Below are 26,446 nucleotides of genomic sequence, written 5' to 3' on the forward strand. Positions count from 1 at the left end.
ACACTCCTTATTCCTCATTCTCTTAATTATAAGGGAATTTTATCCTCTTTGCAAAATTATCCAAAAAACACTAAGAATTAATTGTATTCTCAGATATTATTGTATACATATTAGTAGCATCTTCTTTTTTTGTCGAATCTTTTAGTTCGTTCACACGTACGGTCACTATTTTTTGGCCAAATTGAATTGCGAGTTCATCGCCCTCTTTTAATTTAGACGATGCTTTCGCTTCTAAACCATTAATGGTGACTCGCCCTTGATCAGCTACTTGTTTAGCTAATGTACGACGCTTAATTAAGCGTGATACTTTCAAAAACTTATCCAATCTCATCGGTTTTCTTCCCCTTTCGCTTCGTCCCAATAAGCATCCATTTGCGCTAAGTTTATTTTTTCTCCTGTAGCATGATTCTCTTTCATTCGACGTTCAACATGTCGAAAGCGTCGAGAAAATTTTTCATTCGCATGAATCATCGCTTCTTCAGGACTAATCTTTAAAAATTGAGCAATTTTCACAAGAGTAAATAGCACATCGCCAAATTCATCGATTTGTGTTTCGGCATCCCCTTCGCTTACTTCATGTAAAAACTCTGCCCATTCTTCTTCAAACTTTTCTAAAGCTCCATCAATAGATGGCCAATTAAAACCTAATGTTGCGGCTTTCTTTTGATAATTGTAAGATGTGAGCAACGACGAACTTGCGCGGTATTCACCGTCTAAAATAGAATTCTCTACTTCGCCTCGTTCCGCTCGTTTAATCGCTTCCCAGTTTGTCACCACTTCATCCGCGTCGGCTACTGTTGTATCGCTGAATACATGAGGATGACGACGAATCATTTTTTCTTGAATTGCTTGGACGATATCTTCTAAAGTAAAGTATCCTTCATCTTCCCCTATTTGGGCATGAAGAAACACTTGCAGTAAAACATCTCCTAATTCTTCAATGAGGGCATGATCATCTTGCTCTTCAATCGCCTGGATGACCTCGTGAGCCTCTTCAATTAAATGACGCTTTAATGATTCATGAGTTTGCTTCCGATCCCAAGGACAGCCTTCTGGGGAGCGTAAAATACGAATCACTTCCTTCAAAGAAGACCAATCTCGCATGCGTTCTTCAAAAGGAGCAGGTGGCACATAAACGGATGTTAAATTATCAATTTGCATCACGCGATCTAATTCATAAAGCGGGACAGTGAGCACTTGCTCCATACTCGTTCCTGCCGCTGTCACGACTGTCACTTCGTAATCATCACGATATTTTTCCATCAATGTTAATTTCACTTCGGACGCAACGAACGCATCATATACTTGTCCGATTAAAATATGCTGATTCATGACAAGATTTTCCGCCTTTAGTTGAAGGGCGTCCACCAGTTGAAAGCCTTCAATTGGATCCATTCTAACCGCAGTAAACATCGCATCTAAAAAGCTTTGCCCTCCTTTAATATTAAGTTCAATCTTCCCTTGTTGTTCCGCTTCTATTAACAACTGAACTGTTTGTTCTGCAACGAGCGGGTGCCCTGGTACTGCATAAACGACAGATGGTGCATCTACTTTCAATAAGTGTTCTACAATTGTTTCATACACTGCCTCAAACGTTTCATTCTTTTCATAAATTGTGTCGAAGCTTTCGATATGCATATTCTCTTTTTGTAGTTGTTCGAAAATCGGATGCTCAACTGTCCGCGTATAAATATGATTCGTTTCTTTAAGGAATCGATAAATACCTAGCGGGAGTTGTTCGAGTTCTCCATAGCCAAGACCAATTACTGTCACTCGTTTCATTTCTTTTCCTCCTTTTGAACATATAATTGCCATTTAGCAATTTGTCGACCGAATGGTAACACGTACCATTCTCTAATTTGAATAATAGGGCGTCTCATCATACAAATACTGAAAACGAACGCTCCGATTATAGCGCTAGTAATGGTTAAAAAAGTCGCCGCAAATCGGCTAGTACCAATAACGTCTTCCCACGGAATCATATATAAATAAGGATATACAATGGCAACCATCGCTAAAGTCGATACAAGACTAATGCGATAAAATCGTCTTGTCGCCATCCGTTCTTGCACAATCCGTTTAAAATACACCATCATCAGTAATGTTACAAGGCATAGTGTGATGAAACTACTTAGCGCAGCTCCAACTACTTGATAATGAGGGATGAACCATATATTCAACCCGTACTTCAACAGGACACTCCCTCCGAACACTACAATCGGAAATGCGGTTTTACCCTTCCCTTGTAAAATTGCCGTCAAAGGTAATACAAGTGACAGAAGAAATATTTGAGTTAAGAAAAATGCGAGTGCTTCCCACTGTTCGTTATGACGAAACAACATAATATTGAGTGGTTTTAAAACGAGTAACAATCCAACGGTCGCTGCAAGACCGAAAATAAAAGCGATGCGAAATGTTAAAGTCGTAAATTGTTTCGCTTTTTCCTCTGTCTTTGCCATTTCATAATGAGCAATGAGGGGGACGATTGCTAACGACAATGTCGTCGCCACTAATATACCTAGTTGGACGAAAGGTTGGCCTCGATCATAAACTCCTTTTAATTCCATCGCTTGTTGCATTGGCATACTTTTAACTAATATTTTAAAAATCGTGATAGAGTCAATCAATTGATAAAAAAGTAAAATTAAAGAGCTCGCACTAAAACTCACACTTAAAATGAATAATTCCTTCCAATGGCGCTTCCATTGCGATGAATATGCCCATTTCCTTGGCTCTCTCTTTATCCATAAAATAACTACTGCGACAAGACCACCTGCAATGCTGCCATAGATGGCAACATGACTCGCTTTATAAATATCAGCAGATGAGCGCATCACGAAATATGCTCCACCGATAACGATTGTCACACGCACAGCTTGCTCCATAATATTGGATATCGCAACAGGCATCAGGCGTCCTTCTGCTTGCGCTGCACCCTTCATCGTTGCGATCGGAGCCATACATAAAGCCATCCAACTCGTCGCTCGTATTAAAGAAGTCAGTTGAGTATCTCCCATAATGCTCGCAATAAGAGGAGCTGAGCTTTGCAATACAATAAATAAAGCAATCGAAATAATCCCGAGAAGTAATACAGCACTCGTATATACTTCTCGCTTCGCTTGGAGCGTTGTTTGATCGGCCAGTTGTTTCGACAAAGCAACGGCAAAACCAAAAGACGTCCAGATGACAAAAATGCCAAGTAAAGGATACACTTGTTGATACGTATAAAATCCAGCATCCCCTACCATATTTTGAAAAGGAACTCGATAAATTGCCGACAATATTTTCACAATAAAAGCTGCTAACGTTAAAATTGAAGCGCCTTTCATAAATTGTTGCATCGACCATTCACTTTGTCTGTTCATGATATTCCTCTTTTCTCTCTATCATTTGGAATCATCACTCTCATAGACGTTTTAAGTCGCGGCGAGTTCTTTCTGACTAGATGCTAATATTTCTAATAATTGTTCAATCACGTCGAAATCTTTCCTCTTTCCCGTTTGACGATCATCAACGGATAAAATGAATTGATTGTTCTCCACGGAAAATCCAACCGCTCGACCAAAAGGAACTGTTGCACTCACTACTTTCGGTCCATCCATTTTTGCAGTGCCCGCTTCACTCAAGCGGATTTCCGTAATCGCTTGTCGTTTTTTTATTTGTTCTACTCCTGCTTGCTTACCTAGCGCTTTCATTTTCGCGACACGCAAAAGTAATTCTGCTTGTAAAGGCATATCACCGAAGCGATCAATCATTTCATCAAAAAGCTCTTCGTATTCCGCAACAGTTTCGACAGCTTGAATTCTTTTATACATCTGAATTTTTTGGAATCCGTCTGGAATATATGAATCTGGCAAGTACGCATCGATCGCTAAAGAAATCTCAATTGGTGACGCTTCGACTTGTTCTTTCACTTCCTGTTTCTCTTCAATCGCTTCTTGCAACATTTGAGAATAAAGATCGAATCCAACAGAATCAATGAAACCATGTTGTTCAGCGCCAAGTAAGTTACCTGCTCCACGAATGGATAAATCGCGCATCGCAATTTTAAATCCGCTACCAAGCTCGGTAAATTCTTTAATCGCTTGCAAACGACTTTCGGCCACTTCCGTTAACACCTTATCCTTTTGATATAAGAAGTAACTGTAAGCGACACGATTGGAACGACCAACGCGACCACGTAACTGATACAGCTGGGATAAGCCCATTTTATCCGCATCGTGAACAATTAATGTATTCACATTCGGCACGTCAATCCCTGTTTCAATGATTGTTGTCGTAACAAGCACATCATATTGGCCATCTAAGAAATCTAAAATGACCGATTCCAACATCGTCTCTGACATTTGCCCATGAGCTGATGCAATACGTGCTTCTGGAACGAGCTCTTGAATTTCCGCAACACGTTTGTCCATATCTTCCACACGATTGTATAGGTAAAAGACTTGTCCCCCCCGTGACATCTCGCGCTCAATCGCTTCACGCACGAGTCCAAAATTATGCTCCATGACATACGTTTGAACCGGGAAACGGTTAGCTGGTGGCGTTTCGATGACAGATAAATCACGCACACCGACCATCGACATGTGCAATGTTCGCGGGATTGGTGTTGCAGTGAGTGTGAGCACATCAACATTCGTACGCATCTGTTTAATTTTTTCTTTATGAGTAACACCGAAACGTTGTTCTTCATCGACAATGAGCAAACCTAAATCTTTAAACTGAACATCTTTCGATAATAAGCGATGCGTTCCGACAACGACGTCGACGACTCCTGCTTTTAAGTCACGCAATGTTACTTCTTGTTCTTTTTTCGTACGGAAACGATTTAATAAGCCCACTTCAACAGGGAAATTCGCAAATCGTTCCACCATCGTTTCATAATGTTGTTGGGCTAAAATCGTCGTCGGTACTAAAAAGGCGACTTGTTTTCCATCGTTCACTGCTTTGAACGCTGCTCGGATCGCGACTTCTGTTTTACCATAACCGACATCTCCACAGAGCAAACGGTCCATCGGGCGCTCTCGTTCCATATCTTTTTTAATTTCTTCGATGGAACGTAATTGGTCATCCGTTTCATCGTATGGAAAAGCTGTTTCGAAAGAATGTTGCATATCATCATCAGGAGAAAAGGCAAATCCTTTTTCAGCTTCACGTTTTGCATACAATTTAACGAGTTCATCCGCAATATCTTTAACCGCTCTCGTCACTTTCGCTTTCGCTTTTTTCCACTCAGTTCCTCCGAGCTTATGTAACTTCGGCTCTTTCTCTCCTGAAGGGACATATTTTTGTACGAGTTCAATTTGATCTGCTGGCACATATACTTTATCATCGCCACGATAGCGAATATCTAAATAATCTTTATGAACGCCACCAACTTCTAAAGTAACGACCCCATAAAAACGTCCAATCCCGTGATGCACGTGAACGACGTAATCGCCCTTATTAATTTCTGAATAACTTTTAATTCGTTCCGCATTCGTCAATTTTTGTGTTTTGCGACGTGGTCTTTGTTTCATTTTAAAAAGTTCTTGATCCGTTACTAAAGCGAGCTTTTGCATCGGCAATTCAAAACCAGTACGGAATTGTTCTGTCGTAATGACAATTCCCCGTTCTTCTACACCTTTTGTAATGACGTATTTCGAAAGTTCATAATCATCTAAAATGGAGAGAACTTGTTCTTGCCTTTGTTTATCTTGCACGCTCACATATACTGTAAAACCTTCTGTCATCCAACGATCAATCTCCACTTTCAATAAATGCATTTGTCCGTGAAACTGTTGCATCGGCTTACAAGAAATAGCTTCATTCTCTTCCAGTGATACATGAGAAATAGAGCGTTTAAATAGCGAGAAATAAACCGTTGATCCAGTCCAATCTGCCATTACCTCGCTCAATGGATAAGTTACTTTACGCAATTGAGGTATGCGCAATTGTTCAAATAAATGATAAAACCATTCTTCTTCTTCTCGTTCTAGCGTTTCATCGACTTCTTGAATTCTTGCAAATTCATCATAAATGACATAACCGTTCGGATTAAAATAATGAATGAGCGATTGTAAATGATGTTCTAAATAAGGAATATACGTTACGACTTGTTCACGCATAATTCCTTCACGCAACTGATCAATTTCCCCTTGAATATTCATCAGTAATTTTTCTTTAAATGTGTCATTTTCCATCGCGAGTAATCGCTTTGCTAAATCTCGCTCTAAACCTGTCGCTATTTCATGTCGTTGTTCATCTGGAATAATTAACTCCACAGCAGGACCGATTGTCGCGCTATCTTGATTTTGTAAAGAACGTTGACTCTCTGCATCAAATGTCCGAATAGAGTCTACTTCATCATCGAATAACTCAATTCGAATCGGATATTCTTGGTCTAATGTATAAATATCAATAATTCCACCACGTACCGCAAATTGTCCAGGTGCATTAACGAGCGTTTCTCGACTATACCCTGCTAATATGAGCCTACGCTCAACACTTTCCCAGTCCATCGTTTTTCCGACTTCTATCGTGAAGACAAAATGTTTCCACATCGCTTTTGGCATTACACGACGCTTAAGTCCTGCCACTGGAATAATATAAATACCACGGCGCTCGTTTGCTAGATGATGGATTGTTTCAATCCGCTCTGCACGTAATTCATAACTTGAAACAGACATTTCCGCCGCAATTAATTCTTCTGCTGGATAAAGAAAAACCTGCTCCTCACCCATTTGTAAAACAAGATCATCATACATCTTTTGTCCGCTCAACATATTTGAAACAATCACATAGACCGGACGATTCGATGTTTCATATAACCCTCGTACATACATCGTTTTTGCACTGCTTGATAAACCTGTCACCAATGCATTAGAGCCCTCAGATAATTGTTGTACGAATGATTCGATATGTAGTCGCTCTTGAAACAATTGTTGGACTTCACTCAATTTCATAAACCCCTTTCAAACCGAAAAAGCTTTGGCATGAACCAAAGCTGTTCTTACTTTTGATTAAATTCATTCATCACTTCTAAAAAAGGCATGTCGAGCCATGCTTCACAAGCATCAGCACTTAGTTGAATGATCTCTTCTACTATTCGTTCTTCCTCTTTCGAAAAAGGTGCTAGCACATAGTCCGCAATATTCATTCCATTTGTTGGTCGATCAATTCCAATTCTGACGCGATTGAACTTCTCACTTCCGAAATGTTGAATTAATGATTTAATACCATTATGCCCTCCTGCGCTGCCCCGTTGACGCAAACGCAAACGACCTAATGGTAAATCTAAGTCATCATATAGCACTGTAATATTCTCTAATGGAACATTGAAATAGTCCGCTAAAGGACGAACACACTCTCCTGATAAATTCATAAAAGTTAATGGTTGTACGAGAATCACTTTGCCGCTCGAGTGATGATACGTCGTGTAAAGCCCTTTAAACTTCGATTGATTTAAGGAAACGTTCCACCGACTTGATAATTCATCAATCACTCGAAACCCGATATTATGTCGCGTCTTCTCATAACGTGTACCTGGATTTCCAAGTCCTACAATTATTTTCATTATAGACGACTCCTTTTAGACGTACAAGAAGGGACGTCTACATAGACGCCCCTGCTTACGATATTACGTTATTATTCTTCGTCAGCTTTTTCGCCGATTACTTCTGGTTCTGCACTTGCATCTTCTGTTGCTTCATCAAGCGCTTCAAGATCCGCTTCAGAACGTGGAGCAGAAATAACAATTAATGCTTCTTCGTCGTCGTTTAAGATTTCGAATGGTGCATCTTTACGTACGTCTGCTACTGTTAATGAATCTCCAATTTCGAGTGCTGATACGTCGATATCGAATGATTCTGGAATATCTGTTGGTTTTACTTTAATCGTGATTTCGCGAACTGGTTGTTCTACGATACCGCCATCTTTTTCACCTACAGAAGTACCTGTTGGGTTAACAATTACGTCAACTTCGAGTTCCTCAGTCATGTTGATTGATAAGAAGTCGATGTGAACTAAGTTATCACGTAAAACTTCTTGTTCATAGTCGTGCATAACGACGTTATATGTTTCGCCGTCAACTGTAATATGGATAACTCCGTTACGTCCTACTTCGTTAACCGCTTTTAAAACGTCACGCTCTTTTACGGCGAGTGATACGTTTTCTGCTTTATATCCATAAAGAACTGCTGGAACATATCCTGTAGCACGGAGTTCTGTTAATGCTGATTTTGCTTTACCTTCGCGTTTTTGTGCTTCGATTGTAATAGTCATTTGCTTAACACCTTTCTGTCTTGAAATTCAATATTTATTTGATTTGCTTTTATCATTTTGCAATGAACCTTAGCAAAAATGTGCACTTCTTACTAACAATATAGAAAAAGCACATGATACAGGAACATTATATCACACTTGTTCAAGTTTTTGGCTTTTCATACTCGACATTTCATCGATTGTCGGCGAGGTAAATACTACATACACCGCCAATGCTCAATTTAGTCGAATAATTTACTTACTGACTTATCTTCAAATACACGAATAATTGCATTGCTTAATAACTCTGCAATAGACAATTGCGTGATTTTCTCTGATTTTTTCTCTTCTGGTAATTCGATAGAGTTTGTAATGACAAGCTCTTTAATTTGTGACTTATTAATACGTTCAATTGCTGGACCTGAAAGTACAGGGTGAGTACAACATGCATAGACCGCTTTTGCTCCACTTTCGATTAAAGCATCAGCTGCGATTGTAATTGTTCCTGCTGTATCGATAATATCATCAATTAAAATAGCTGTCTTTCCTTTTACTTCTCCTACAATATTCATTACTTCTGCCACATTAGGTTTCGGGCGACGTTTATCAATAATTGCAATCGGTGCTTTCATGCGATCCGCCATTTTACGTGCACGCGTTACGCCTCCATGGTCTGGTGATACGATTACGAGATCTTCTCCCTTTAATCCTTCGCCCATAAAGTATTCAGAAAGTAACGGCTCTGCTACGAGGTGATCGATTGGAATATCGAAGAACCCTTGAATTTGTGACGCATGTAAGTCAATCGCGATTACACGATGAGCTCCTGCTGTTTCTAACAAGTTCGCTACGAGTTTCGCAGTAATTGGTTCACGTGGACGCGCTTTGCGGTCTTGACGTGCATAGCCGTAATATGGCATAACAACGTTAATTTTTCGCGCTGAAGCACGCATTAATGCATCTACCATAATTAATAATTCCATTAAATTATCATTTACTGGATTAGATGTTGATTGTACGATAAAAACATCGCACCCACGAACGCTTTCTTCAATGTTAATTTGAACTTCACCGTCACTGAATGTTTTTACAGTACATTTACCGAGTTCGCATCCGATATGGTCTGCAACTTCTTGTGCAAGTGTTTGGTTCGAATTTAATGTGAATACTTTTAACTTTTTGTTAGGATAATGGTTAGCCATCATGGTCCCCCTAGGTTTTGTTTTGAAACGAATTTCAAGTCTGCGTCAGATATGAAATATTCCTAACGACTATCAATGAATGTTAGGCAAGCCTCGCCGTTCCTACGATTTTGATTGTGAACAAATTGGAAAGTGTTCATCTCTAGTATACTAAATGATTCGCATCTGAGTAGAGTAAATTTAATTGTTTAAGTTGAGTTTATCAACATAACCTTCTTTATTTTCCTGCCGAGCGCGCCCAATTGCAAGTGAACGTTTTGGTACATTTTTTGTCACAGTTGTTCCAGCTGCAATAAATGCACCGTCTTCAATCTCGACAGGTGCCACTAAATTCGAATTACATCCGATAAATACATGATCACCAATCGTCGTTTTATATTTGTTTTTTCCGTCATAATTCACTGTGATCGAGCCGCAACCAACATTGACATTACTTCCTATAGAAGCATCTCCAATATAACTTAAGTGAGAAAGTTTTGACTGGTTGCCAATTGTTGATTTTTTCACTTCGACAAAGTTGCCAATTTTCACTTCATCTCCCACTTCAGATTCTGGACGAATATGTGCAAATGGTCCAACGGCTGTGCCTTTTCCAATGACACTTTGCAAAATAACTGAAGAATGTACTGTCGATGTTTCTCCAATGATACTATCCACAATATGTGTATTAGGACCAATTTGACTCTCCATACCGATTACTGTTGAGCCTTCAATAATCGTGCCTGGATAAAGCACCGTATCTTGTCCGATCACTGCCTCACTACTAATGATTGTCTGTTCCGGACTTAAAATTGTTACGCCGTTACGCATATGTTTCTCTGCGATACGCTGACGCATGAGACGTTCCGCTTCAGCTAGAGCTACGCGGTCATTGACACCTAAAGTCTCGGTAAAATCTGGCGTCACATAGGCAGATACAATTTCTCCTTGTTCTTTTAAAATGCGGATGACATCTGGTAAATAATACTCTCCTTGTGCATTGTCATTACCAACCTGCTTCAATGCTTCGAATAAAGCTCGGTTATCAAAGCAATACGTTCCCGTATTAATTTCTTGAATCATGAGCTCTTCTTCATTTGCATCTTTATGCTCCACATTGCGCAGTACGAGCCCGTCTTCTCCACGTACAATTCGTCCATATCCCGTTGGATTTTCAGCAATTGCAGTTAAAATAGTTGCTTTTGCTCCTTCGCGCTCATGTTGATCGACGAGCGCTTGCATCGTTTCAGGACGAATGAGTGGTGTATCTCCACAAATTACAAGTGTTGTACCTTCTAAGCCACCTAAAGCTTTCTCAGCTTGCATGACTGCATGAGCTGTCCCTAATTGCTCTTCTTGTAAAACATATTCACTTTTCGCGCCTAATGTTTGTTCGACTTTTTCTGCTCCGAACCCTACAATTGAAACAACTTTACTTACACCAATTGATGTCACATGATCTACAACATGTTCAACCATCGGCTTTCCACATACTGGGTGCAATACTTTGTACAATTTCGATTTCATTCTCGTCCCTTGTCCAGCTGCAAGAATGACCGCATATGTATTCGGCATTTTATTCGAGCCTCCATCCGTAATTTCAATATTGACTATAGCGGAAAAGATGCTTTTTTTCAACTTCCGCTTGCCATTTTATTCCACTCCAACTGCTTGATTGCTCGCCAAAAACCCGCTACTTGCAGGTGGCGGGTTTTACTTTTGTGCAATCACTTCAATTTCAACTTTTGCATCTTTTGGAAGACGGGCAACTTGTACAGCTGAACGCGCTGGCTTATGTTCTCCAAAATGCTCTCCATACACTTCATTCATTGCTACAAATTCATCCATGTCACTCATGAATACTGTTGCTTTCACTACTTTATCTAGCGATGTCCCTGCCGCTTCAAGAACTGCTTTTAAATTCGCAAATACTTGATGGGTTTGTTGGTGAATATCTCCACCGATAAATTCGCCTTCTGGTGTTAATGCGATTTGTCCTGATGTGAAAACATAGCCATTCACTTCCATCGCTTGAGAATATGGTCCAATTGCTGCAGGTGCTTCATTTGTGTGTACTACCTTCATTATAATTCCTCCTTCAATTTAAAATTACCTCTTTGTAATGTAATCGTACGATCTATTTCATCAACGCTTTGCAATTTTACAAGTGATAAATAGTCATCCATTAAAATTTGTTCGCTTCCTTCTGATTCAACAAGGACTGCAATTCCTGCTAGTTCACAATCAAATTCTTCAATTAGATTTTTCATACCAACCATCGTGCCGCCTGCTTTCATGAAGTCATCTGTTAATAGAACACGCTGACCACTCTTCATACTACGCTTAGACAATGCCATCGTTTGAATGCGACGAGTCGATCCAGATACGTAATTAATGCTTACTGTTGATCCTTCAGTCACTTTATTGTCGCGGCGTACAACGACGACAGGTACATTCAAATAGCGTGCAATCGCATGTGCAATTGGGATGCCTTTCGTCGCAATTGTCATGATGACGTCTACTTTTTCATTCATGAATGCAGAAGCAATCACTTTACCAATTCGATCGATTAATCGCGGTTGGCCGATAATATCATTTAAAAATAAATAACCACCTGGCAACAATCGATCTGTATGACCAAGTTGCTCCAACAATTGATCGATTAATGATTCAACTTCTTCTTCGGGCACTTGCGGGATAAATCTCACACCACCTGAAGCCCCACTCAATGTCATTAAACTACCCGTTCCTATCGCTTCAAATGTTTCTTTTACAATCGATAAGTCTTCACTGATGGATGACTTTGCCGCATTGTAACGATTCGCAAATAAAGTGAGAGGAATTAATTTATGGGGATTTTCCAATAAATAACGGGTAATATCTACAAGCCTTTCACTTCTTTTCCACTTCAAAAGACCATCTCCTAAACCCGAATGTTTTAATCGTACATTATCATAATCGTACGCTTTGAATCAACCGTTAACGTTCACTTCCCATACGCACACAGTATACTTCCGTACAAAAGCCACGCAAACCATTATAGATTCGCTTAGCGCGCTCTTCATTTTTTGCAATTGCAAATACAGTCGGACCACTACCGCTCATTAAAACAGCATCTGCCCCCATTTTTTGCATCTTCTCTTTCAAGCGAGCAACTTCGGGATATTGTCGAAATGTCACAGGTTCTAATGCATTTTGCATCGCTTGACAAATAGTAGAATAATCTCCCTGATTTAAAGCCTCAACCATCTGTTCAGTGGAATGTTGCCCTAAAATAGAATAATCTACTTTGCCGTAAATAGCAGCAGTCGATACAGAAATAGCTGGCTTCACAAGAACAATCCAACTATGTGGCATTGCAGCCAGATGTTCAATCTGTTCACCACGCCCTGTCGCCCTCGCTGTTCCACCATATACACAAAACGGTACGTCTGAACCAATTTGTGCTCCGTGTTGTGCTAATTCATCTACACTTAAATTAAGTTGCCATAAACGATTTAGGCCCCTTAAAGCCGCAGCAGCATCTGTGCTGCCCCCAGCAAGTCCTGCAGCTACAGGAATTCGCTTTTGAATCGTCATACGCACGCCCTGTTCTACATGATATGTTTCTTTTAATAGTTGTGCTGCTTGATACGCAAGATTTCGTTGATCATTTGGAATAAAACGATCGTACGTTTGAATTTGAATCACATCTTCTTGTAGTAACTCAAACGTCAAACGGTCGGCTAAATCAATCGTCGTCATCACCATGTCTACTTCATGATATCCATCCTCACGTTTACCGAGAACATCTAATGTTAAATTTATCTTCGCTGGTGCCTTTTCATAAAGCAATAGTAAAACCTCCGTCCGAAAATTCATCTCCTTCTATTTTTATATTTTACCATAGAACAGTTTAGGTAATTCTATTTTTCCAAAACAAAAACACCGTCTCTTCATTTCCTTATAAAAGAAACAAAGAGGCGGTGTATCAACTTACACTATGATTCAACGAATCGCTTCCTAATTATAGGCGCTTCGTTACATTTTAACTTCCATGTTCAGCATCGATGCATGTATACCCGCTATCCTCTCCCACTTATCTGCCAAAACTTTGTAAGTTTGAAAAGTGGGAGCCGATATCGCACCTTAAAAAATCAGATGCTTTATTTCACTAAAAAAGCCTCTTGATCATCATCTTCTAGAATCGTGATTTCAACCGCTTCTGTTAAAATATCCGCATAGCTATATGATACGCGTTCAAAAGCATTTTCATCTTGATCTAGTTCGACGACAAAAACTGCTCGGTACGTTTCACTCAATGTACCGCTACGTTCAATTGTCTTTTTGCGACCGCCATTTGCTTTTAAATGCAAACGTTTCCCTAAGTGGGCATCCAATGATTTTTTAATATCTGCTAATGTTTTCGGCATATATGCTCACACCTCACTTACAGACAATTGTAACATTTTTCACACTTTTTGTCAATGAAACGAAATATTTTAACAGTTTAAAGTTATCGTGTCAATCTTTTTTTATATTTTTGTCAAATGTAAAAAAATCGTCATACAATTCATTGGAAAGTCGCGCAAATTCTTCAATCGTTAACGTTTCCCCTCGGCGTCTTGGGTCTATATTCGCTCGTTCACACGCTTGCAAAATCAATTCTTTTTTCGCTTTGCCGTCTTCTAAAGAAACTTGTAAATTATTTAATAATGTTTTTCGTCTTTGCACAAAAGAACCCCGTACAACAAAGAAGAAAAATGATTCATCACGTACGATAACTTCTTGTTGTTCTTTTCTTTCTAACACAATGACAGCCGATTCAACATTCGGTTGTGGAACGAAAACGGTTTTCGGAACGATCATCGCCGTATGCGCATCCATATAGTACTGAACGGCGACAGATAGCGAACCGTATGCTTTCGTGCTCGGTTTTGCACTAATTCGATCGCCTACTTCCTTTTGCATCATAATGACGATGCGGTCTAAACGTACCCCACTTTCTAAAAAGTGCATGATGATTGGCGTCGTTACATAGTACGGTAAGTTTGCAACGACAACAATTTCATCACAATCATGAAATTCTTTTTCAATCACCGCATGCAAATTCGCTTTCAATACGTCTTCATGAATGACTTGAACATTTGGATAAGGAGATAGTGTATCTTCTAATACTGGAATGAGCCGTTGGTCAATTTCAAAAGCGACAACTTTCCCCGCACGTTTCGCAATTTGTTCTGTCAATGCTCCGATACCTGGTCCAACTTCAATCACACCTGTTCGTTCTGTCAATTGCCCTTCTGCAACGATATTATTTAACGTATTTAAATCAACTAAAAAGTTTTGTCCTAAGCTTTTCTTGAATTTAAAACCGTATTTCTCAATAATTTCTTTTGTTCTCGATAATGTTGCGATATCTTTCGTCATATTATTTCTCCTCTATCGTCTTGAACCACTCTTCAATTTCTTCTTCTGTAATTTGAAATAGATTTAAGCGTTTCAATAATGTTTTTCCGTTCGTTTCTCCTATTTGAAGTGCCTCTCCTAAACGATGTCTTAATTGTTTCGATTGCGAGGCTCCTATGAAGCCTCTGCGTACGAGGTACTCACGCGAGACCGTTTCTGCTGCTCCTCGCTCTTGCAAGGAATAAACTGCGCTCAACGCTTCTTGAATCGCTTCATTCGAAGCATGTTCAATTCCAACACTCCCTTTACGTTCGGGAGTCGCATCTCGCTTCTTAAGGAAAGCATGCTTCACTGTCGGAATTCTTTCTTCTATTAAAGCACGAATTCGTCGTCCTGGATAATCAGGATCTGTAAATACAATAACACCGTCTTGCGCATGGGCTTTTTCAATCAAGCGTAGCGTCGCTTCGTCTAATGCTGAACCGTTCGTTTCAATTGTTTTCGCTCCTATTGCCCGTTTAATTGCAGCAGTATCACACTTCCCCTCCACTACAATCCATTCTTTAATTTGCATCGTTCGTCACTCCTTACAATCATTTCTCTAGTTTAAACATATTTGAAGCGTTCATCAAATAGAAAACGCTAGTGAGAGATTTCTCTCCCACTAGCGTAGTCAACGAAATAATTATTAATTCATCACTTTAATTTTAACTTTTTTACGTCCCCAGCTATATGCTTGAGATTTTGTCTGCATTAAAACATCGATACGATTACCTTTAATCGCACCACCTGTATCTCCTGCAACTGCATAACCATAGCCTTCAACCCAAACTTTCGAACCCATCGGGATGACGCGTGGATCGACTGCGATTAAACGTAAGTTAGGATTCGCACGCAAGTTAATACCTGCTGCTGAAATTCCTGAACATCCTGTACAGTATGGTGTGTAAGCCGTAGCTTCCACATAAAACTCTTTACCGCCTGCAGGTGCTGACGCTGGTGCAGATGCATTCGAGTTACCGCGAGAAACAACTGTTTTATTCACAGGTTTTGCTTGAGCAATTTGTTTCGAACCAACTGCTACAATTTTATTTTTAGGTGCATCCACAACTTCTTCTTCTACGACGTTACGTTCAACTTCTTCACCATTGCGCATAACGACTTCGTAAGTGCGGAGCATTTTTCCTTTTTGTCCTTCTTGTAATACTTTCGTTTTTCCTTGTTCTAAGTTAGCATCTTTTTTCTCTTCTACCGTAAACTCTGTCGGTGCTTCCACTTGTTCTTTCACTTTTTCGATACGTACGACTTCTACTTTTGAAGCGTCTTTCGATAAGCGATCTTCCAATGTCACTCCCGCAAGTTCATCATGCTCACCTAATGCGATTTGTTGATTCGCTAGGAATAATTCAACGGATGTTGGTGTCGTCCATACTTTTTTAGACTCGCCACCATCAACAACCTCTACTTCAATTGCTTTTGTTACTGCAATTCTCGGTTGTATTTCTTCTTCTAATGCAGGGTAAACGATGTCGTGCTCTGTCACTTCAATTCCTGCTTCTTCAAGCACTTCTCCAACTGTACGTTTCGTTGTAACAAATGTCTGTTCTTCCTCATCCACTGTTAACACAACTTCTTCTGCTTCAATCCATTCAACAGCAAGTCCTGTTTTCAATGGTGTATCTAAAGCTGGTTCCACAATATCGTGTGCGGCTACTTCTATATTTTGTTCTTCTAACAACTGTTCAACTGTTTTAGCATGTGTGCGAACTTCCATCTCTTCGCCTTCCACCGTCAAAGCAATTGTCTTTTTCGTACCTTCGATCAAAACGAGCGCCATAATCGCTACAAATAAAATCGCAATTACTGTTCCAAAAATCATTGTCGACTTTTTGTTTCCTTGATTATGTCCGCCCTTAATGGCCTGATTTGACATGAAAAAAATTCCTCCTTCATTACTCGGCTGATTATATCGACTCTCATTTTGATTGTCAACTCGAAATGCTTACATTTTTTTGAAATAACATTTTAATCAGCGATGCGAAATAACTTCAAAGCGTTGGCAGTTGTTTGTTCTGCAACTTCTTCGTAAGTGATCTCTTTTAACTTCGCAATTTCTTCTGCAACGAGCGTTACATAGAAAGGTTCATTCCGTTTTCCGCGATGAGGATGCGGTGTTAAGTAAGGGGCATCTGTTTCGACGAGCAAATGTTCTAGCTCGATTTCAGTTGCGACTTTTTTTGGCATCTTCGCATTTTTGAACGTGACTGGTCCGCCTAACGAAATCATAAAGTTCATTTCGATACATTGACGCGCGACTTCAACACTTCCACTAAAGCAATGCATAATGCCGCCTACTGTATGTGCTTCTTCTTCTTGTAAAATTCTAACAACGTCTGCTGTGGCATCTCGATTGTGAATAATAATCGGTAAATCTAATTTTTTCGCTAAACGAATTTGTTTACGAAATAATTCAATTTGTAATTCTTTCGGAGATTTGTCCCAATAATAGTCGAGTCCAGTCTCTCCGATTCCCACGACCTTAGGATGCTTCGTTAAAGATTCAATCCAAGCGAGGTCTGCTTCAGTACAATCAATCGCATCGACAGGATGCCAACCGATGACAGCGTATAAGAATTCATGACGCTCGACTAATTCCATCGCTCGTTCAATCGTCTCCGTATCGAACCCGACGACGATCATCTTCTTCACTCCTGCTTCTCTAGCTCTCTTGATTACTTCTTCCACGTCATCCTTATATTGTTCTGCATTTAAATGGACATGCGTATCTATTAACATCATTCGATTCTCCTCACAACACTTAATATTTTAAACAACGATTATATTTCATTCATCACAAAAACATTACAATCATATTACAAACATTTATTACTTTGACATAAACCGATAGGGGACTTCAACATAAATGACTTCACACTTTCTTCAATCGCTTTTATACCAACAATATTCGTCCATTTTTAAAAAGTTCAATTTGTATTACAAATATTTCATTTTCAGTATTTCCTTTTACCACATTTCAAAAAAGAAAATGACAAGTAGCTTTTTATGAGCTACTTGTCATGATTTGTACATTTTACTTTAAAATAGTACCGTTTGGAACAATTTCTCCAATTTCAACAATGGAGAGTTTTCCTTCTGTTTCTGTCGTTAAAATCATTCCTTCTGACCATTCTCCACGAAGTTTTACTCGTTTTAAATTAGAAACAATCACTAACTTACGTCCTACTAATTGTTCTGGTTCGTAATGTTGCGCAATACCTGACAATACTTGACGCTTTTCTGTACCTAAGTCCAATTGGAATTTCAATAGTTTGTCCGCTTTTGGGACACGCTCACATTCAAGTACTTCTGCTACACGTAATTCTACTTTATTGAAATCATCAATTGTAATTTCATTCGATGATTCTTCCTCTTCTTCTTTCATTTCATTCGGTGCTGTAATGGCCATCTGTTCTTTAATATATTGAACTTCTTCCTCAACTTCTAAACGCGGGAAGATCGGAACACCTTTTTTAATAACTGTCGTCCCCGTTGGAATGGCTGATTTATCTCCGAGTGCTTCCCATTCGAGTGCTTCTTTCGATAAACCGAGTTGTTCGATCATCGCAAATGGAGCACGTGTTAAAATCGGCTGAATAAGTGTCGCAATATTGCGCAATGAATGGGCTAAATGGAACATCACTGATGCAAGTTTATTCTTTTCAGCTTCATCTTTCGCAAGTACCCAAGGAGCTGTCTCATCGATATACTTATTTGTACGTGAAATAAGTGACCATGTTGTCATTAACACTTGATGATATTGCATTTCTTCCATTTGCGCTTCATATTTCGCAATCGTTTCATTTATTTTTTGTTGGAGCAATGCATCGAACTCGGTAGCTTCTAAGTCCTCTGTCGGAATGACGCCATCGAAATATTTATTAATCATCGATATCGTACGATTTAATAAGTTTCCTAAGTCGTTTGATAAATCCGCATTCGTGCGCTCTACAAATGTTTCAGGTGAAAATACACCGTCTTGTCCGAATGGTAATTCACGTAGTAAAAAGTAACGTGTCGCATCTAAGCCATAACGATCGACGAGCATGTCTGGATAAACGACATTTCCTTTCGATTTTGACATTTTACCATCTTTCATCATAATGAATCCGTGCGCAAATACTTTTTTCGGAAGTGGCAAATCGAGAGCCATTAAGAAAATCGGCCAATAAATCGTATGGAAACGAACGATATCTTTTCCGACAACTTGGACATCCGCTGGCCAATATTTTTTAAAGAGTTCATCATTGTCTGTACCGTAGCCAAGCGCCGTAATATAGTTTGTTAAGGCATCCACCCACACGTAAATGACATGTTTCGGATCTCCCGGTACCTTCACGCCCCAATCGAACGACATACGTGAAACGGATAAATCTTCTAGTCCGGGTTTAATGAAGTTATTAATCATTTCATTTTTGCGTGATTCAGGCTCAATGAATTCAGGATGTTCATTGAAATATTCGAGTAAACGATCTGCATATTTACTCATACGGAAAAAATATGATTCTTCTTTTACTTTTTGAACATCACGATTACAGTCTGGACATTTTCCGTCTACTAAGTCAGACTCTTTAAAATATGATTCACATGGAATACATTTCCATCCTTCATATTCATCTTTGTAAATATCACCATTATCCACAAACTTCTGGAAAATTTGTTCGACCATTTTTTCATGACGATCTTCAGTCGTACGAATGAAATCGTCGTACGTAATATCCATCTTTGCCCATAAATCTTTTGCAATTTGCGCTAATTTATCTACATGTACCTGAGGTGTTAATCCTTCTTCTGCAGCTTTCTCTTGAATCTTTTGACCGTGTTCATCCATTCCTGTTAAAAAGTGAACATCGTAACCACGAAGACGCTTGTAGCGAGCGATTGCGTCTGCAGCGATTGTCGTATAAGCCGTGCCAATATGAAATTTTCCACTAGGGAAATAAATAGGTGTCGTCACATAAAACGTGTTTTTTGTCGTCATGTATAAAAATCCTCCATTCAAAAAGTTACTTCATTCATTTTACCACATTTATGAATGTCACATTTCATTAAACTTCTAGTTCTCCTAACATTTCCTACTTTTACACTTGAGCTTAACCGTTATTCACTGTATAGTGAATTAGACAACTGTTCCAGAATTTTTTGTGCTATTCGACTGAATTTACACACTTTTCTGTCAATGTGTCTAATTGATTAATTTTAAAAAACTTTAAAAATAATCATTTCAAATCTTTTACTTTTTACACAAATACAGTTATTATATATAAGTATGTTTTAGAAAACTACTTATAGCTTCTTCTAAACATCTAGACAAGATTGTGCATTTGCAAAAACAATTGTACAAATCAAACATTATATAGGAGGAATCTCTTGTCATGAAATCAACAGGTATCGTTAGAAAAGTCGATGAACTTGGAAGAGTCGTTATTCCAATCGAACTTCGTCGCACATTAGGAATCGCTCAGAAAGACGCGCTCGAAATTTATGTGGATGAAGACAAAATCATCTTAAAGAAATATATGCCGAATATGACTTGTTCTATTACGGGCGAAGTTTCAGATGATAACTTACAATTAATCGATGGTAACTTAATTGTAAGCCGCGAGGGTGCACGTCAACTCATCGAGGAAATCGAAAGTAAATTAAAATAATCAATAGAGGAGTGTCGGTCTCATTGTGGAGAGACGCACTCTTTTTTTATTGGTGATACGCATTATATACTTCTCTTCGACTCACATTGCGCATAATCGCCACTTGGCGAATGGCGTCTTTCGGCTTTAAATTTTCACGTTGAATCATTTCATCGACATGCTCCACAACCGATAACGATTCCCACCATTCTGCTTGTAACACTGCTTCATCATCTTCACTAATTCCTTCTAAGATTAAACAAAACTCCCCACGAACTTCTCCTTCTTCCGCCCATTCTACAACCTCATCAACCGTTCCTCGAATCCACTGTTCATAACGTTTTGTCAGCTCCCGAGCTAAAACGATGCGACGTTCTTTATGCATCCATTTTTTCAAATCGGCTAATGTTTGTTTTAAATGGTGCGGTGACTCGTATAAGATGACTGACTCTGAACGATTCAATACATCTCGGAGCTGTTGTTCCCGTTCTTTTTTCTTGCGACTTAAAAAGCCATAAAATAAAAAAGGTTGTGGCGTAAGTCCTGACGCAATCAGTGCCGTCACTGCCGCATTCGCCCCTGGCAATGGGACGACAGGCAAGCCAGCTTCTATGACGGCTTGAACAACATACTGACCTGGATCTGAAATACATGGCGTTCCCGCATCGCTGACGAGCGCGATATTTTCTCCCATCCGCAATTTTTCAACAATATGCTGACGACTTTCCATCTCATTATGTTCATGCGTGCTCATCATAGGTGTGTCAATTTCAAAATGATAGCATAATTTCATCGTATTACGCGTATCTTCTGCTGCAATCCAATTCACTTCTTTTAAAATACGGACCGCTCGAAATGTCATATCTTCTAAATTTCCAATTGGCGTAGGAACGAGATAAAGAATTCCTTCTTCTTTTTCAAAACTATTTTGTATTTGCATGTTCGAGTGCCTCCTTTATATATTGTTCTTTCTGTTTGCGTGTTTTTTGTTTAAATGCGTATTCTGCACGCATCGCTTCCGTTTTTGTCTTAAAGCGTTCGGAATAAATGCATTGTACAGGGCGCCTTCCCCTCGTATATTTCGCACCTTTTCCTTCATTATGTGCTTGAACACGTTTCGTTAAATGATTTGTATATCCGGTATAGTAAGTTCGATCAGCACAACGTAATACATAGAAGCAATGTTCATTTTCCATAAAGCCATTCTCTCACTTCTTGTCGATATTCGCCCTCTTCTGTATAGACGGTTAAAGGCGGTTCAATTTTCAAATCCCTCTTTCCGTCTTTAATGGCCTCAATCAATAAAATATTCGCTTCTTTTCCTTCTTTCGGATGTACAAAGCGAATTCGTTTCGGTTCTAGTCGATACTTTGGCATCCATTCCATAAAGTCAGCTAAACGACCTGGTCGATGAACAAAAACAGCTTTACCTCCTTGTTTTAAAAGACGACTTGCTGCTTGAATGGCTTGTTCTAAATTTAATTCAATTTCATGACGAGCAATTGCATAATGTTCACTTATATTTTTTTCACTATGCGGATGATGGATAAAATACGGAGGATTGCATGTAACAGTATCATACAATTCCGTACCGATTATCTCTTCAATGCCGATCACATTGCCTTCAATAATCGTTAATTGTTCATCCAAATGATTGTAAGCAACACTGCGTTTCGCCATGCTAGCTAAACGAGGTTGCAATTCAATTCCCCATATGTGAGCTTGAGAACGAGCACTTAATAAAAGAGGGATGACCCCGTTTCCTGTGCATAAATCAATGATTTTCCCCGTTTTACGATAAGGAATCGAAGCGAATTGTGCTAATAAGACTGCATCTAATGAAAACGAAAATACTTCTGAACTTTGAATGATTCTTAAATTTTCTGCTAGTAAATAATCGAGACGCTCATTCGCCTCTAATGAGATATTCATTCTGTTTTACTCCATTCCTTAAATTTTGTCAAAAAGAAAGAGCTGTCCCTCTGAATAGGTTCAGCTCCTCTTTTAGCTATGATGCTTACTTAAAAAAGATAAACAAAATAAGCAATCTTCCCCTTTGCGACTGCTGCCATAATGAACATTACATACATGATAGCCTTCATTATAAATGCGGGCTAAATTGTCTACCCCTTCACCAACATCCGCTGTCGCTCGCTCTTTTACTTTTGTAGGGCTCTCTAACTTTTCATCTAAAACATTTAACCTTTCACGTAAATGTTCATTTTCCAAACGGAGCGTATGATTTTCTTCTGTCATCTTCGCAACATCATGAATCATTAAAGTAAATTGTTCTTGCATATATTGTAAATGTTGCTCAAATTCCATTACGCGGTCAAGAAAATTTTTCTCTTTCAATGTGGCCACCTCTTTTATTAGGCATTCATTTCTCTTTGCTGCAACTCTTCCCATGTATATTGGACAATTTGTTCAGCCTCAAACAATTGTATTTCTAAAATTTGCTCCAATAAATTGAGACCTATGACGCGTCCTTGTCCTTCTGCTGTTTGGATTTTCGTGCCAATATCTGGCATGAGACGCTTCGATTCTTCATACGTATCATTTTCATATTTCAAGCAACACATTAATCTTCCACACAAGCCTGAAATCTTAGTAGGGTTTAATGATAAGTTTTGATCCTTTGCCATTTTAATCGACACGGGATCAAAATCGCCTAAATAAGTCGAACAGCAAAGCATACGACCACAAGGACCAATTCCACCTAACATCTTCGCTTCATCTCGCACACCTATTTGGCGTAGCTCAATACGAGTTTTGAAAATAGCGGCTAAGTCTTTCACCAAATTTCGGAAATCCACTCGGCCTTCTGCAGTAAAATAGAAAATGATTTTATTTCGATCAAATGTATATTCTACATCGACTAATTTCATCTCTAATTGATGTTCCACTACTTTATCTAAACAAACTCGAAAAGCATCTTTCGCTTCTTGATTGTTTTTTTCCACTTGCACTCGGTCTTCTGCTGTTGCTTTTCGAATAATTTTCTTTAAAGGAAGGACGACATCTTCTTCGTCTACCTCTTTCATATCACTTACTACTTTACCATACTCCACACCACGTGCAGTTTCAACAATGACATAATCTTCTACTTGTAACGGTAACGCCACTGGGTCAAAGTAATAAATTTTTCCAGCTTTTTTAAAGCGGACTCCAACAACCTTATACAAACGGTATCCCTCCTATAAACGAAGTATCAACTGCTCTACTAATAATGTACGATTCATATTGCTCGAAATTTTCTGTTTCATGTGCAAAATTTCGTCAATTTTAGAAGATAGTTGTTCATATGTTAAACGATATGATAATTTTTCTAATAGTTCTCGTGCATCTGGATAACAAATCGAACGATCAATATTCACTTTTATCGTCACAATATCACGGTACCCATGAAGAAGCAAGTTCAATATCATCTCTAAATCTTCTTTCTCTTTTACAACACTTTGCCACTCGCCTTGAATGAATAAAATAGCCTCTGCCTTTGAATGTTCAATGCGTTCAATTAATTGCAGAGCGAGCTTGCGCATCATCATAAATTGTTCTTCTTGCGACAAAGATAAAGCTTCATCTACATTTGCGGTGATCCGACTCAATGTGCTCGCTAAAGAATCGGTCAATTGATAGTCAGCTACCAGTTGTCCAATCAATTGTTCTTCATTCGGACGTGTAAACTGAATACGTTGGCATCGCGATTGGATCGTCGGCAATAGTTGCGCATACGTATCTGTCATTAAAAAAGCAGTGATTTCACCGACAGGTTCCTCTAAAAACTTCAATAAAGCATTAGCTGCTGATACTGTCATCGTATGCGCTTCTTCAATCATATAAAAACGGCGCCCTTTTTCATACCCTTTTTTCGACATTTGCTGAATCAATTCGTCAATTTGTTCCTTTTTAATAGATTGTCCTTCTTTTCGAATCATCCATATATTTGGATGATTCCCATTTTCAATTCTTCGACAAGCTGAACAAATTTGACAAGGTAACTCACCCGCGCGTTGTTCACATAGTAAGTATTGAATAAATGTTAAAGTAAGTCGCATTTTCCCTGTACCTTGTAAACCATCCATGATATACGCATGACTTAATCGATTATTTTTATCTGCCTGAACTAATTGTTGCCACGGTCGAGCTTGTAGACTTATCGCTTCCTCTACCATTTTTACACCTCTTCTTTAAAAAAACCCGCGTTTTCTCAGCAGTAGGAAAACACGGGCTTACATATATAAATTTATAAGTAATCCTTTTATTTCACCGATTTTTGCTAATAAATCAATAGACGTCTTTTCTTCATCTAACATCGTTTTAGCTAATTCCACAAGCTTAGAATCAATTTCCTTTACTAAGTTTAAGCGACGTCCTTCTCCAAATTGATTCCACGTATGGGACTGATCTAATTCGAGCCCTGATTCCACAGCTTCTTGTAAAAAACGGCGAACTAACATTTTGAACTTTGCCATATCTCGTAACTTTCGAGAACGAGCTAATCTTTCCCCAGCTGCATTAATATTCCCTAACAAACGAGTAACTTGTTCTCCGTGTAATTTTTGTTCATGTTTTTGCACCATTTGACCGAAATTAGCTCTTTTTTGAGGTGACTTTAAAGGATCATTGCGTAATTTCTCCAAATTAACATGCTGATCACCCGTGACTCTCATGTGAAACAACCACCTTTAAAAGTGATGAAATTTTTCAATAGGAAGGACGAATACAGTCGCTCCCCCTACCTCAACCTCAACAGGATAAGGAATATAGGAATCAGCGTTACCGCCCATCGGAGAGACTGGAGCGACCAATTGATCTCGTGAACGACAATTATCTCGGATTAAATCCAGCAATTGAGGGACTAGACGTTCATCTGTACCAATCAAAAACGTTGTATTACCTGAACGTAAAAAGCCACCTGTACTCGCTAACTTTGTTGCTCGAAAATCATTTTTCGTTAAAGCAGACGACAAACGATTGCTATCTTGGTCTTGGACTACTGCTACAACTAACTTCATATCATCTCACTCCTTTCGTTTATTCATTATACCATGAATGAACTCATTCGTTTAAATGAGTAGTTATAATTTTCCAACATTCTTCAAAAACTGTTTCTACAGATTTAGAAGCATCTATTCGATAAATGCGATTCGGAAACATTTGAAGCACTTGTTCATAGCCTTCATATACCCTTTTATGAAATGAAATACTCTCTTGATCTAATCGATTCACTTCACGATTTGCATTCGCTGCAATTCGCTGTAATCCTAATTCAGGTGCTATATCAAAATATAGAGTAAAAGTAGGCATACAATCTTGAATCGCAAACTGATTCAAATCCCACACCTCTTGTATACCGATATTCCGCGCATAACCTTGATATGCCAATGAACTATCAATAAAGCGATCACATAAAACAATAGTTCCATTCTCTAAAGCTGGCATGACGCGTTCAATTAAATGTTGCCGACGGGAAGCAGCGTATAACAACGCTTCTGTACGAGCATCCATCTCAGTATGTGCTTTATCCAAAATAACAGATCGAATCGCTTCTGAAATACGGATTCCACCTGGCTCTCTCGTTTGAATATACTCATATTGCTTTTCTTCTAGGTTTTTCGCAATCATTTTTAAAATGGTCGTCTTACCCGCACCTTCAGGACCTTCAAATGTAATAAACATAGGCAGACTCCTTTAGTCATTCATTTAATTTTTTAATTTAAAAAAGCGAGTATTCTATTTAGAATACTCGCTTTCGATTGCCTAGCAACGTCCTACTCTCACAGGGGGAAACCCCCAATTACCATCGGCGCTAAAGAGCTTAACTACTGTGTTCGGTATGGGAACAGGTGTGACCTCTTTGCCATCATCACTAGACTTGTTTTGAGTCATTCACTCAAAACTGAATAAAACGGACATCGGTCACAACGATTGACCGGATTGTACATA

The 26,446-nt window shown here is 38.9% G+C and carries 27 protein-coding genes and 1 rRNA gene; 1 reads left to right on the forward strand and 27 read right to left on the reverse strand.

Features of this window, described 5'->3' with window-relative positions:
- Positions 1–70 precede the first annotated feature (70 nt).
- The 17 genes from IRY55_RS13045 to metG form a co-directional block, all read right to left on the reverse strand.
- Entirely contained in the window at positions 71–331 is a 261-nt protein-coding gene (locus IRY55_RS13045; protein WP_194563773.1) for an RNA-binding S4 domain-containing protein, read from the reverse strand.
- Positions 328–1,782, reverse strand: a complete 1,455-nt coding sequence (yabN, locus tag IRY55_RS13050) for a bifunctional methyltransferase/pyrophosphohydrolase YabN (RefSeq protein WP_194563774.1) — start codon at positions 1,780–1,782, stop codon at positions 328–330. Before yabN ends, IRY55_RS13045 begins: the two co-directional genes overlap by 4 nt.
- On the reverse strand, positions 1,779–3,365 hold the full coding sequence (locus IRY55_RS13055; protein ID WP_194563775.1) for a putative polysaccharide biosynthesis protein: 1,587 nt from the start codon (positions 3,363–3,365) through the stop codon (positions 1,779–1,781). Before IRY55_RS13055 ends, yabN begins: the two co-directional genes overlap by 4 nt.
- 51 nt (positions 3,366–3,416) lie before the next feature.
- Positions 3,417–6,938, reverse strand: coding sequence for a transcription-repair coupling factor (gene mfd, locus IRY55_RS13060; protein WP_194563776.1), 3,522 nt, complete (start codon positions 6,936–6,938; stop codon positions 3,417–3,419).
- Between the two features lie 53 nt (positions 6,939–6,991).
- Positions 6,992–7,555: an aminoacyl-tRNA hydrolase gene (gene pth, locus IRY55_RS13065; RefSeq protein ID WP_194563777.1), complete on the reverse strand. Its 564-nt coding sequence runs from the start codon at positions 7,553–7,555 to the stop codon at positions 6,992–6,994.
- 71 nt (positions 7,556–7,626) lie between these two features.
- Complete coding sequence (locus IRY55_RS13070) at positions 7,627–8,262, reverse strand: 50S ribosomal protein L25/general stress protein Ctc (RefSeq protein ID WP_194563778.1); 636 nt, start codon at positions 8,260–8,262, stop codon at positions 7,627–7,629.
- Positions 8,263–8,483: 221 nt separating this feature from the next.
- Positions 8,484–9,443: a ribose-phosphate diphosphokinase gene (locus tag IRY55_RS13075; RefSeq protein ID WP_194563779.1), complete on the reverse strand. Its 960-nt coding sequence runs from the start codon at positions 9,441–9,443 to the stop codon at positions 8,484–8,486.
- Between the two features lie 180 nt (positions 9,444–9,623).
- On the reverse strand, positions 9,624–10,997 hold the full coding sequence (gene glmU, locus IRY55_RS13080) for a bifunctional UDP-N-acetylglucosamine diphosphorylase/glucosamine-1-phosphate N-acetyltransferase GlmU (RefSeq protein ID WP_194563780.1): 1,374 nt from the start codon (positions 10,995–10,997) through the stop codon (positions 9,624–9,626).
- Between the two features lie 138 nt (positions 10,998–11,135).
- A complete protein-coding gene (locus IRY55_RS13085; protein ID WP_194563781.1) occupies positions 11,136–11,507 on the reverse strand; it encodes a RidA family protein in 372 nt (123 codons plus the stop codon).
- Complete coding sequence (gene purR / locus IRY55_RS13090) at positions 11,507–12,334, reverse strand: pur operon repressor (protein WP_194563782.1); 828 nt, start codon at positions 12,332–12,334, stop codon at positions 11,507–11,509. The genes IRY55_RS13085 and purR overlap by 1 nt, the downstream gene beginning before the upstream one ends.
- A 67-nt stretch (positions 12,335–12,401) precedes the next feature.
- Positions 12,402–13,283, reverse strand: a complete 882-nt coding sequence (ispE, locus tag IRY55_RS13095) for a 4-(cytidine 5'-diphospho)-2-C-methyl-D-erythritol kinase (protein ID WP_194563783.1) — start codon at positions 13,281–13,283, stop codon at positions 12,402–12,404.
- A gap of 284 nt (positions 13,284–13,567) precedes the next feature.
- Positions 13,568–13,834, reverse strand: coding sequence for a biofilm formation stimulator Veg (gene veg, locus IRY55_RS13100; RefSeq protein WP_194563784.1), 267 nt, complete (start codon positions 13,832–13,834; stop codon positions 13,568–13,570).
- 91 nt (positions 13,835–13,925) lie between these two features.
- Positions 13,926–14,831 carry a 16S rRNA (adenine(1518)-N(6)/adenine(1519)-N(6))-dimethyltransferase RsmA gene (rsmA, locus tag IRY55_RS13105; protein ID WP_194563785.1) on the reverse strand — a complete coding sequence of 302 codons (906 nt, stop codon included), beginning with the start codon at positions 14,829–14,831 and terminating at the stop codon, positions 13,926–13,928.
- A gap of 1 nt (position 14,832) precedes the next feature.
- Entirely contained in the window at positions 14,833–15,384 is a 552-nt protein-coding gene (rnmV, locus tag IRY55_RS13110) for a ribonuclease M5 (protein WP_194563786.1), read from the reverse strand.
- A gap of 114 nt (positions 15,385–15,498) precedes the next feature.
- A complete protein-coding gene (locus tag IRY55_RS13115) occupies positions 15,499–16,743 on the reverse strand; it encodes a G5 and 3D domain-containing protein (RefSeq protein ID WP_235961149.1) in 1,245 nt (414 codons plus the stop codon).
- A 92-nt stretch (positions 16,744–16,835) separates the two neighbouring features.
- Positions 16,836–17,606 (reverse strand): TatD family hydrolase, encoded by a 771-nt coding sequence (locus IRY55_RS13120; protein ID WP_194563801.1) that lies wholly within the window; start codon positions 17,604–17,606, stop codon positions 16,836–16,838.
- A 295-nt stretch (positions 17,607–17,901) separates the two neighbouring features.
- Positions 17,902–19,848, reverse strand: coding sequence for a methionine--tRNA ligase (metG, locus tag IRY55_RS13125; protein WP_194563787.1), 1,947 nt, complete (start codon positions 19,846–19,848; stop codon positions 17,902–17,904).
- Between the two features lie 394 nt (positions 19,849–20,242).
- On the opposite strand from metG, the gene IRY55_RS13130 reads away from it, so the two are divergent.
- Positions 20,243–20,518 carry an AbrB/MazE/SpoVT family DNA-binding domain-containing protein gene (locus IRY55_RS13130; protein ID WP_194563788.1) on the forward strand — a complete coding sequence of 92 codons (276 nt, stop codon included), beginning with the start codon at positions 20,243–20,245 and terminating at the stop codon, positions 20,516–20,518.
- A 46-nt stretch (positions 20,519–20,564) separates the two neighbouring features.
- Here the strand turns inward: IRY55_RS13130 and rsmI are convergent, their stop codons facing one another.
- From rsmI to rrf, 10 genes are all read right to left on the reverse strand, one after another.
- Complete coding sequence (gene rsmI, locus IRY55_RS13135) at positions 20,565–21,437, reverse strand: 16S rRNA (cytidine(1402)-2'-O)-methyltransferase (protein ID WP_194563789.1); 873 nt, start codon at positions 21,435–21,437, stop codon at positions 20,565–20,567.
- Entirely contained in the window at positions 21,421–21,693 is a 273-nt protein-coding gene (locus IRY55_RS13140) for a GIY-YIG nuclease family protein (protein WP_194563790.1), read from the reverse strand. Before IRY55_RS13140 ends, rsmI begins: the two co-directional genes overlap by 17 nt.
- A complete protein-coding gene (locus IRY55_RS13145) occupies positions 21,683–22,429 on the reverse strand; it encodes a tRNA1(Val) (adenine(37)-N6)-methyltransferase (RefSeq protein WP_194563791.1) in 747 nt (248 codons plus the stop codon). Before IRY55_RS13145 ends, IRY55_RS13140 begins: the two co-directional genes overlap by 11 nt.
- 72 nt (positions 22,430–22,501) lie before the next feature.
- Positions 22,502–22,852: an initiation-control protein YabA gene (locus IRY55_RS13150; RefSeq protein ID WP_194563792.1), complete on the reverse strand. Its 351-nt coding sequence runs from the start codon at positions 22,850–22,852 to the stop codon at positions 22,502–22,504.
- Between the two features lie 17 nt (positions 22,853–22,869).
- Positions 22,870–23,682 carry a PSP1 domain-containing protein gene (locus IRY55_RS13155; protein ID WP_194563793.1) on the reverse strand — a complete coding sequence of 271 codons (813 nt, stop codon included), beginning with the start codon at positions 23,680–23,682 and terminating at the stop codon, positions 22,870–22,872.
- Between the two features lie 12 nt (positions 23,683–23,694).
- On the reverse strand, positions 23,695–24,672 hold the full coding sequence (gene holB / locus IRY55_RS13160) for a DNA polymerase III subunit delta' (RefSeq protein WP_194563794.1): 978 nt from the start codon (positions 24,670–24,672) through the stop codon (positions 23,695–23,697).
- A 57-nt stretch (positions 24,673–24,729) separates the two neighbouring features.
- Positions 24,730–25,170, reverse strand: a complete 441-nt coding sequence (locus IRY55_RS13165; protein WP_194563795.1) for a YaaR family protein — start codon at positions 25,168–25,170, stop codon at positions 24,730–24,732.
- Between the two features lie 15 nt (positions 25,171–25,185).
- Positions 25,186–25,515, reverse strand: coding sequence for a cyclic-di-AMP receptor (locus IRY55_RS13170; RefSeq protein WP_194563796.1), 330 nt, complete (start codon positions 25,513–25,515; stop codon positions 25,186–25,188).
- Positions 25,516–25,558: 43 nt separating this feature from the next.
- The gene (gene tmk / locus IRY55_RS13175; protein WP_194563797.1) at positions 25,559–26,179 is read right to left on the reverse strand and encodes a dTMP kinase; all 621 of its coding nucleotides are present in this window, start codon (positions 26,177–26,179) and stop codon (positions 25,559–25,561) included.
- Positions 26,180–26,258: 79 nt separating this feature from the next.
- Positions 26,259–26,374, reverse strand: a 5S ribosomal RNA gene (gene rrf / locus IRY55_RS13180).
- Positions 26,375–26,446: the final 72 nt, after the last annotated feature.

Source organism: Savagea serpentis (assembly GCF_015351395.1).
Lineage (GTDB): Bacteria > Bacillota > Bacilli > Bacillales_A > Planococcaceae > Savagea > Savagea serpentis.

Coding starts and splice junctions, on each gene's coding strand:
- IRY55_RS13045 (WP_194563773.1), bottom strand. CDS start 331: ATGAGATTGGATAAGTTTTTGAAAGTATCACGCTTAATTAAGCGTCGT.
- yabN (WP_194563774.1), bottom strand. CDS start 1,782: ATGAAACGAGTGACAGTAATTGGTCTTGGCTATGGAGAACTCGAACAA.
- IRY55_RS13055 (WP_194563775.1), bottom strand. CDS start 3,365: ATGAACAGACAAAGTGAATGGTCGATGCAACAATTTATGAAAGGCGCT.
- pth (WP_194563777.1), bottom strand. CDS start 7,555: ATGAAAATAATTGTAGGACTTGGAAATCCAGGTACACGTTATGAGAAG.
- IRY55_RS13070 (WP_194563778.1), bottom strand. CDS start 8,262: ATGACTATTACAATCGAAGCACAAAAACGCGAAGGTAAAGCAAAATCA.
- IRY55_RS13075 (WP_194563779.1), bottom strand. CDS start 9,443: ATGGCTAACCATTATCCTAACAAAAAGTTAAAAGTATTCACATTAAAT.
- glmU (WP_194563780.1), bottom strand. CDS start 10,997: ATGCCGAATACATATGCGGTCATTCTTGCAGCTGGACAAGGGACGAGA.
- IRY55_RS13085 (WP_194563781.1), bottom strand. CDS start 11,507: ATGAAGGTAGTACACACAAATGAAGCACCTGCAGCAATTGGACCATAT.
- ispE (WP_194563783.1), bottom strand. CDS start 13,283: ATGAATTTTCGGACGGAGGTTTTACTATTGCTTTATGAAAAGGCACCA.
- veg (WP_194563784.1), bottom strand. CDS start 13,834: ATGCCGAAAACATTAGCAGATATTAAAAAATCATTGGATGCCCACTTA.
- rsmA (WP_194563785.1), bottom strand. CDS start 14,831: ATGACGAAAGATATCGCAACATTATCGAGAACAAAAGAAATTATTGAG.
- rnmV (WP_194563786.1), bottom strand. CDS start 15,384: ATGCAAATTAAAGAATGGATTGTAGTGGAGGGGAAGTGTGATACTGCT.
- IRY55_RS13115 (WP_235961149.1), bottom strand. CDS start 16,743: ATGTCAAATCAGGCCATTAAGGGCGGACATAATCAAGGAAACAAAAAG.
- IRY55_RS13120 (WP_194563801.1), bottom strand. CDS start 17,606: ATGTTAATAGATACGCATGTCCATTTAAATGCAGAACAATATAAGGAT.
- metG (WP_194563787.1), bottom strand. CDS start 19,848: ATGACGACAAAAAACACGTTTTATGTGACGACACCTATTTATTTCCCT.
- IRY55_RS13130 (WP_194563788.1), top strand. CDS start 20,243: ATGAAATCAACAGGTATCGTTAGAAAAGTCGATGAACTTGGAAGAGTC.
- rsmI (WP_194563789.1), bottom strand. CDS start 21,437: ATGCAAATACAAAATAGTTTTGAAAAAGAAGAAGGAATTCTTTATCTC.
- IRY55_RS13140 (WP_194563790.1), bottom strand. CDS start 21,693: ATGGAAAATGAACATTGCTTCTATGTATTACGTTGTGCTGATCGAACT.
- IRY55_RS13145 (WP_194563791.1), bottom strand. CDS start 22,429: ATGAATATCTCATTAGAGGCGAATGAGCGTCTCGATTATTTACTAGCA.
- holB (WP_194563794.1), bottom strand. CDS start 24,672: ATGGTAGAGGAAGCGATAAGTCTACAAGCTCGACCGTGGCAACAATTA.
- IRY55_RS13165 (WP_194563795.1), bottom strand. CDS start 25,170: ATGAGAGTCACGGGTGATCAGCATGTTAATTTGGAGAAATTACGCAAT.
- IRY55_RS13170 (WP_194563796.1), bottom strand. CDS start 25,515: ATGAAGTTAGTTGTAGCAGTAGTCCAAGACCAAGATAGCAATCGTTTG.
- tmk (WP_194563797.1), bottom strand. CDS start 26,179: ATGTTTATTACATTTGAAGGTCCTGAAGGTGCGGGTAAGACGACCATT.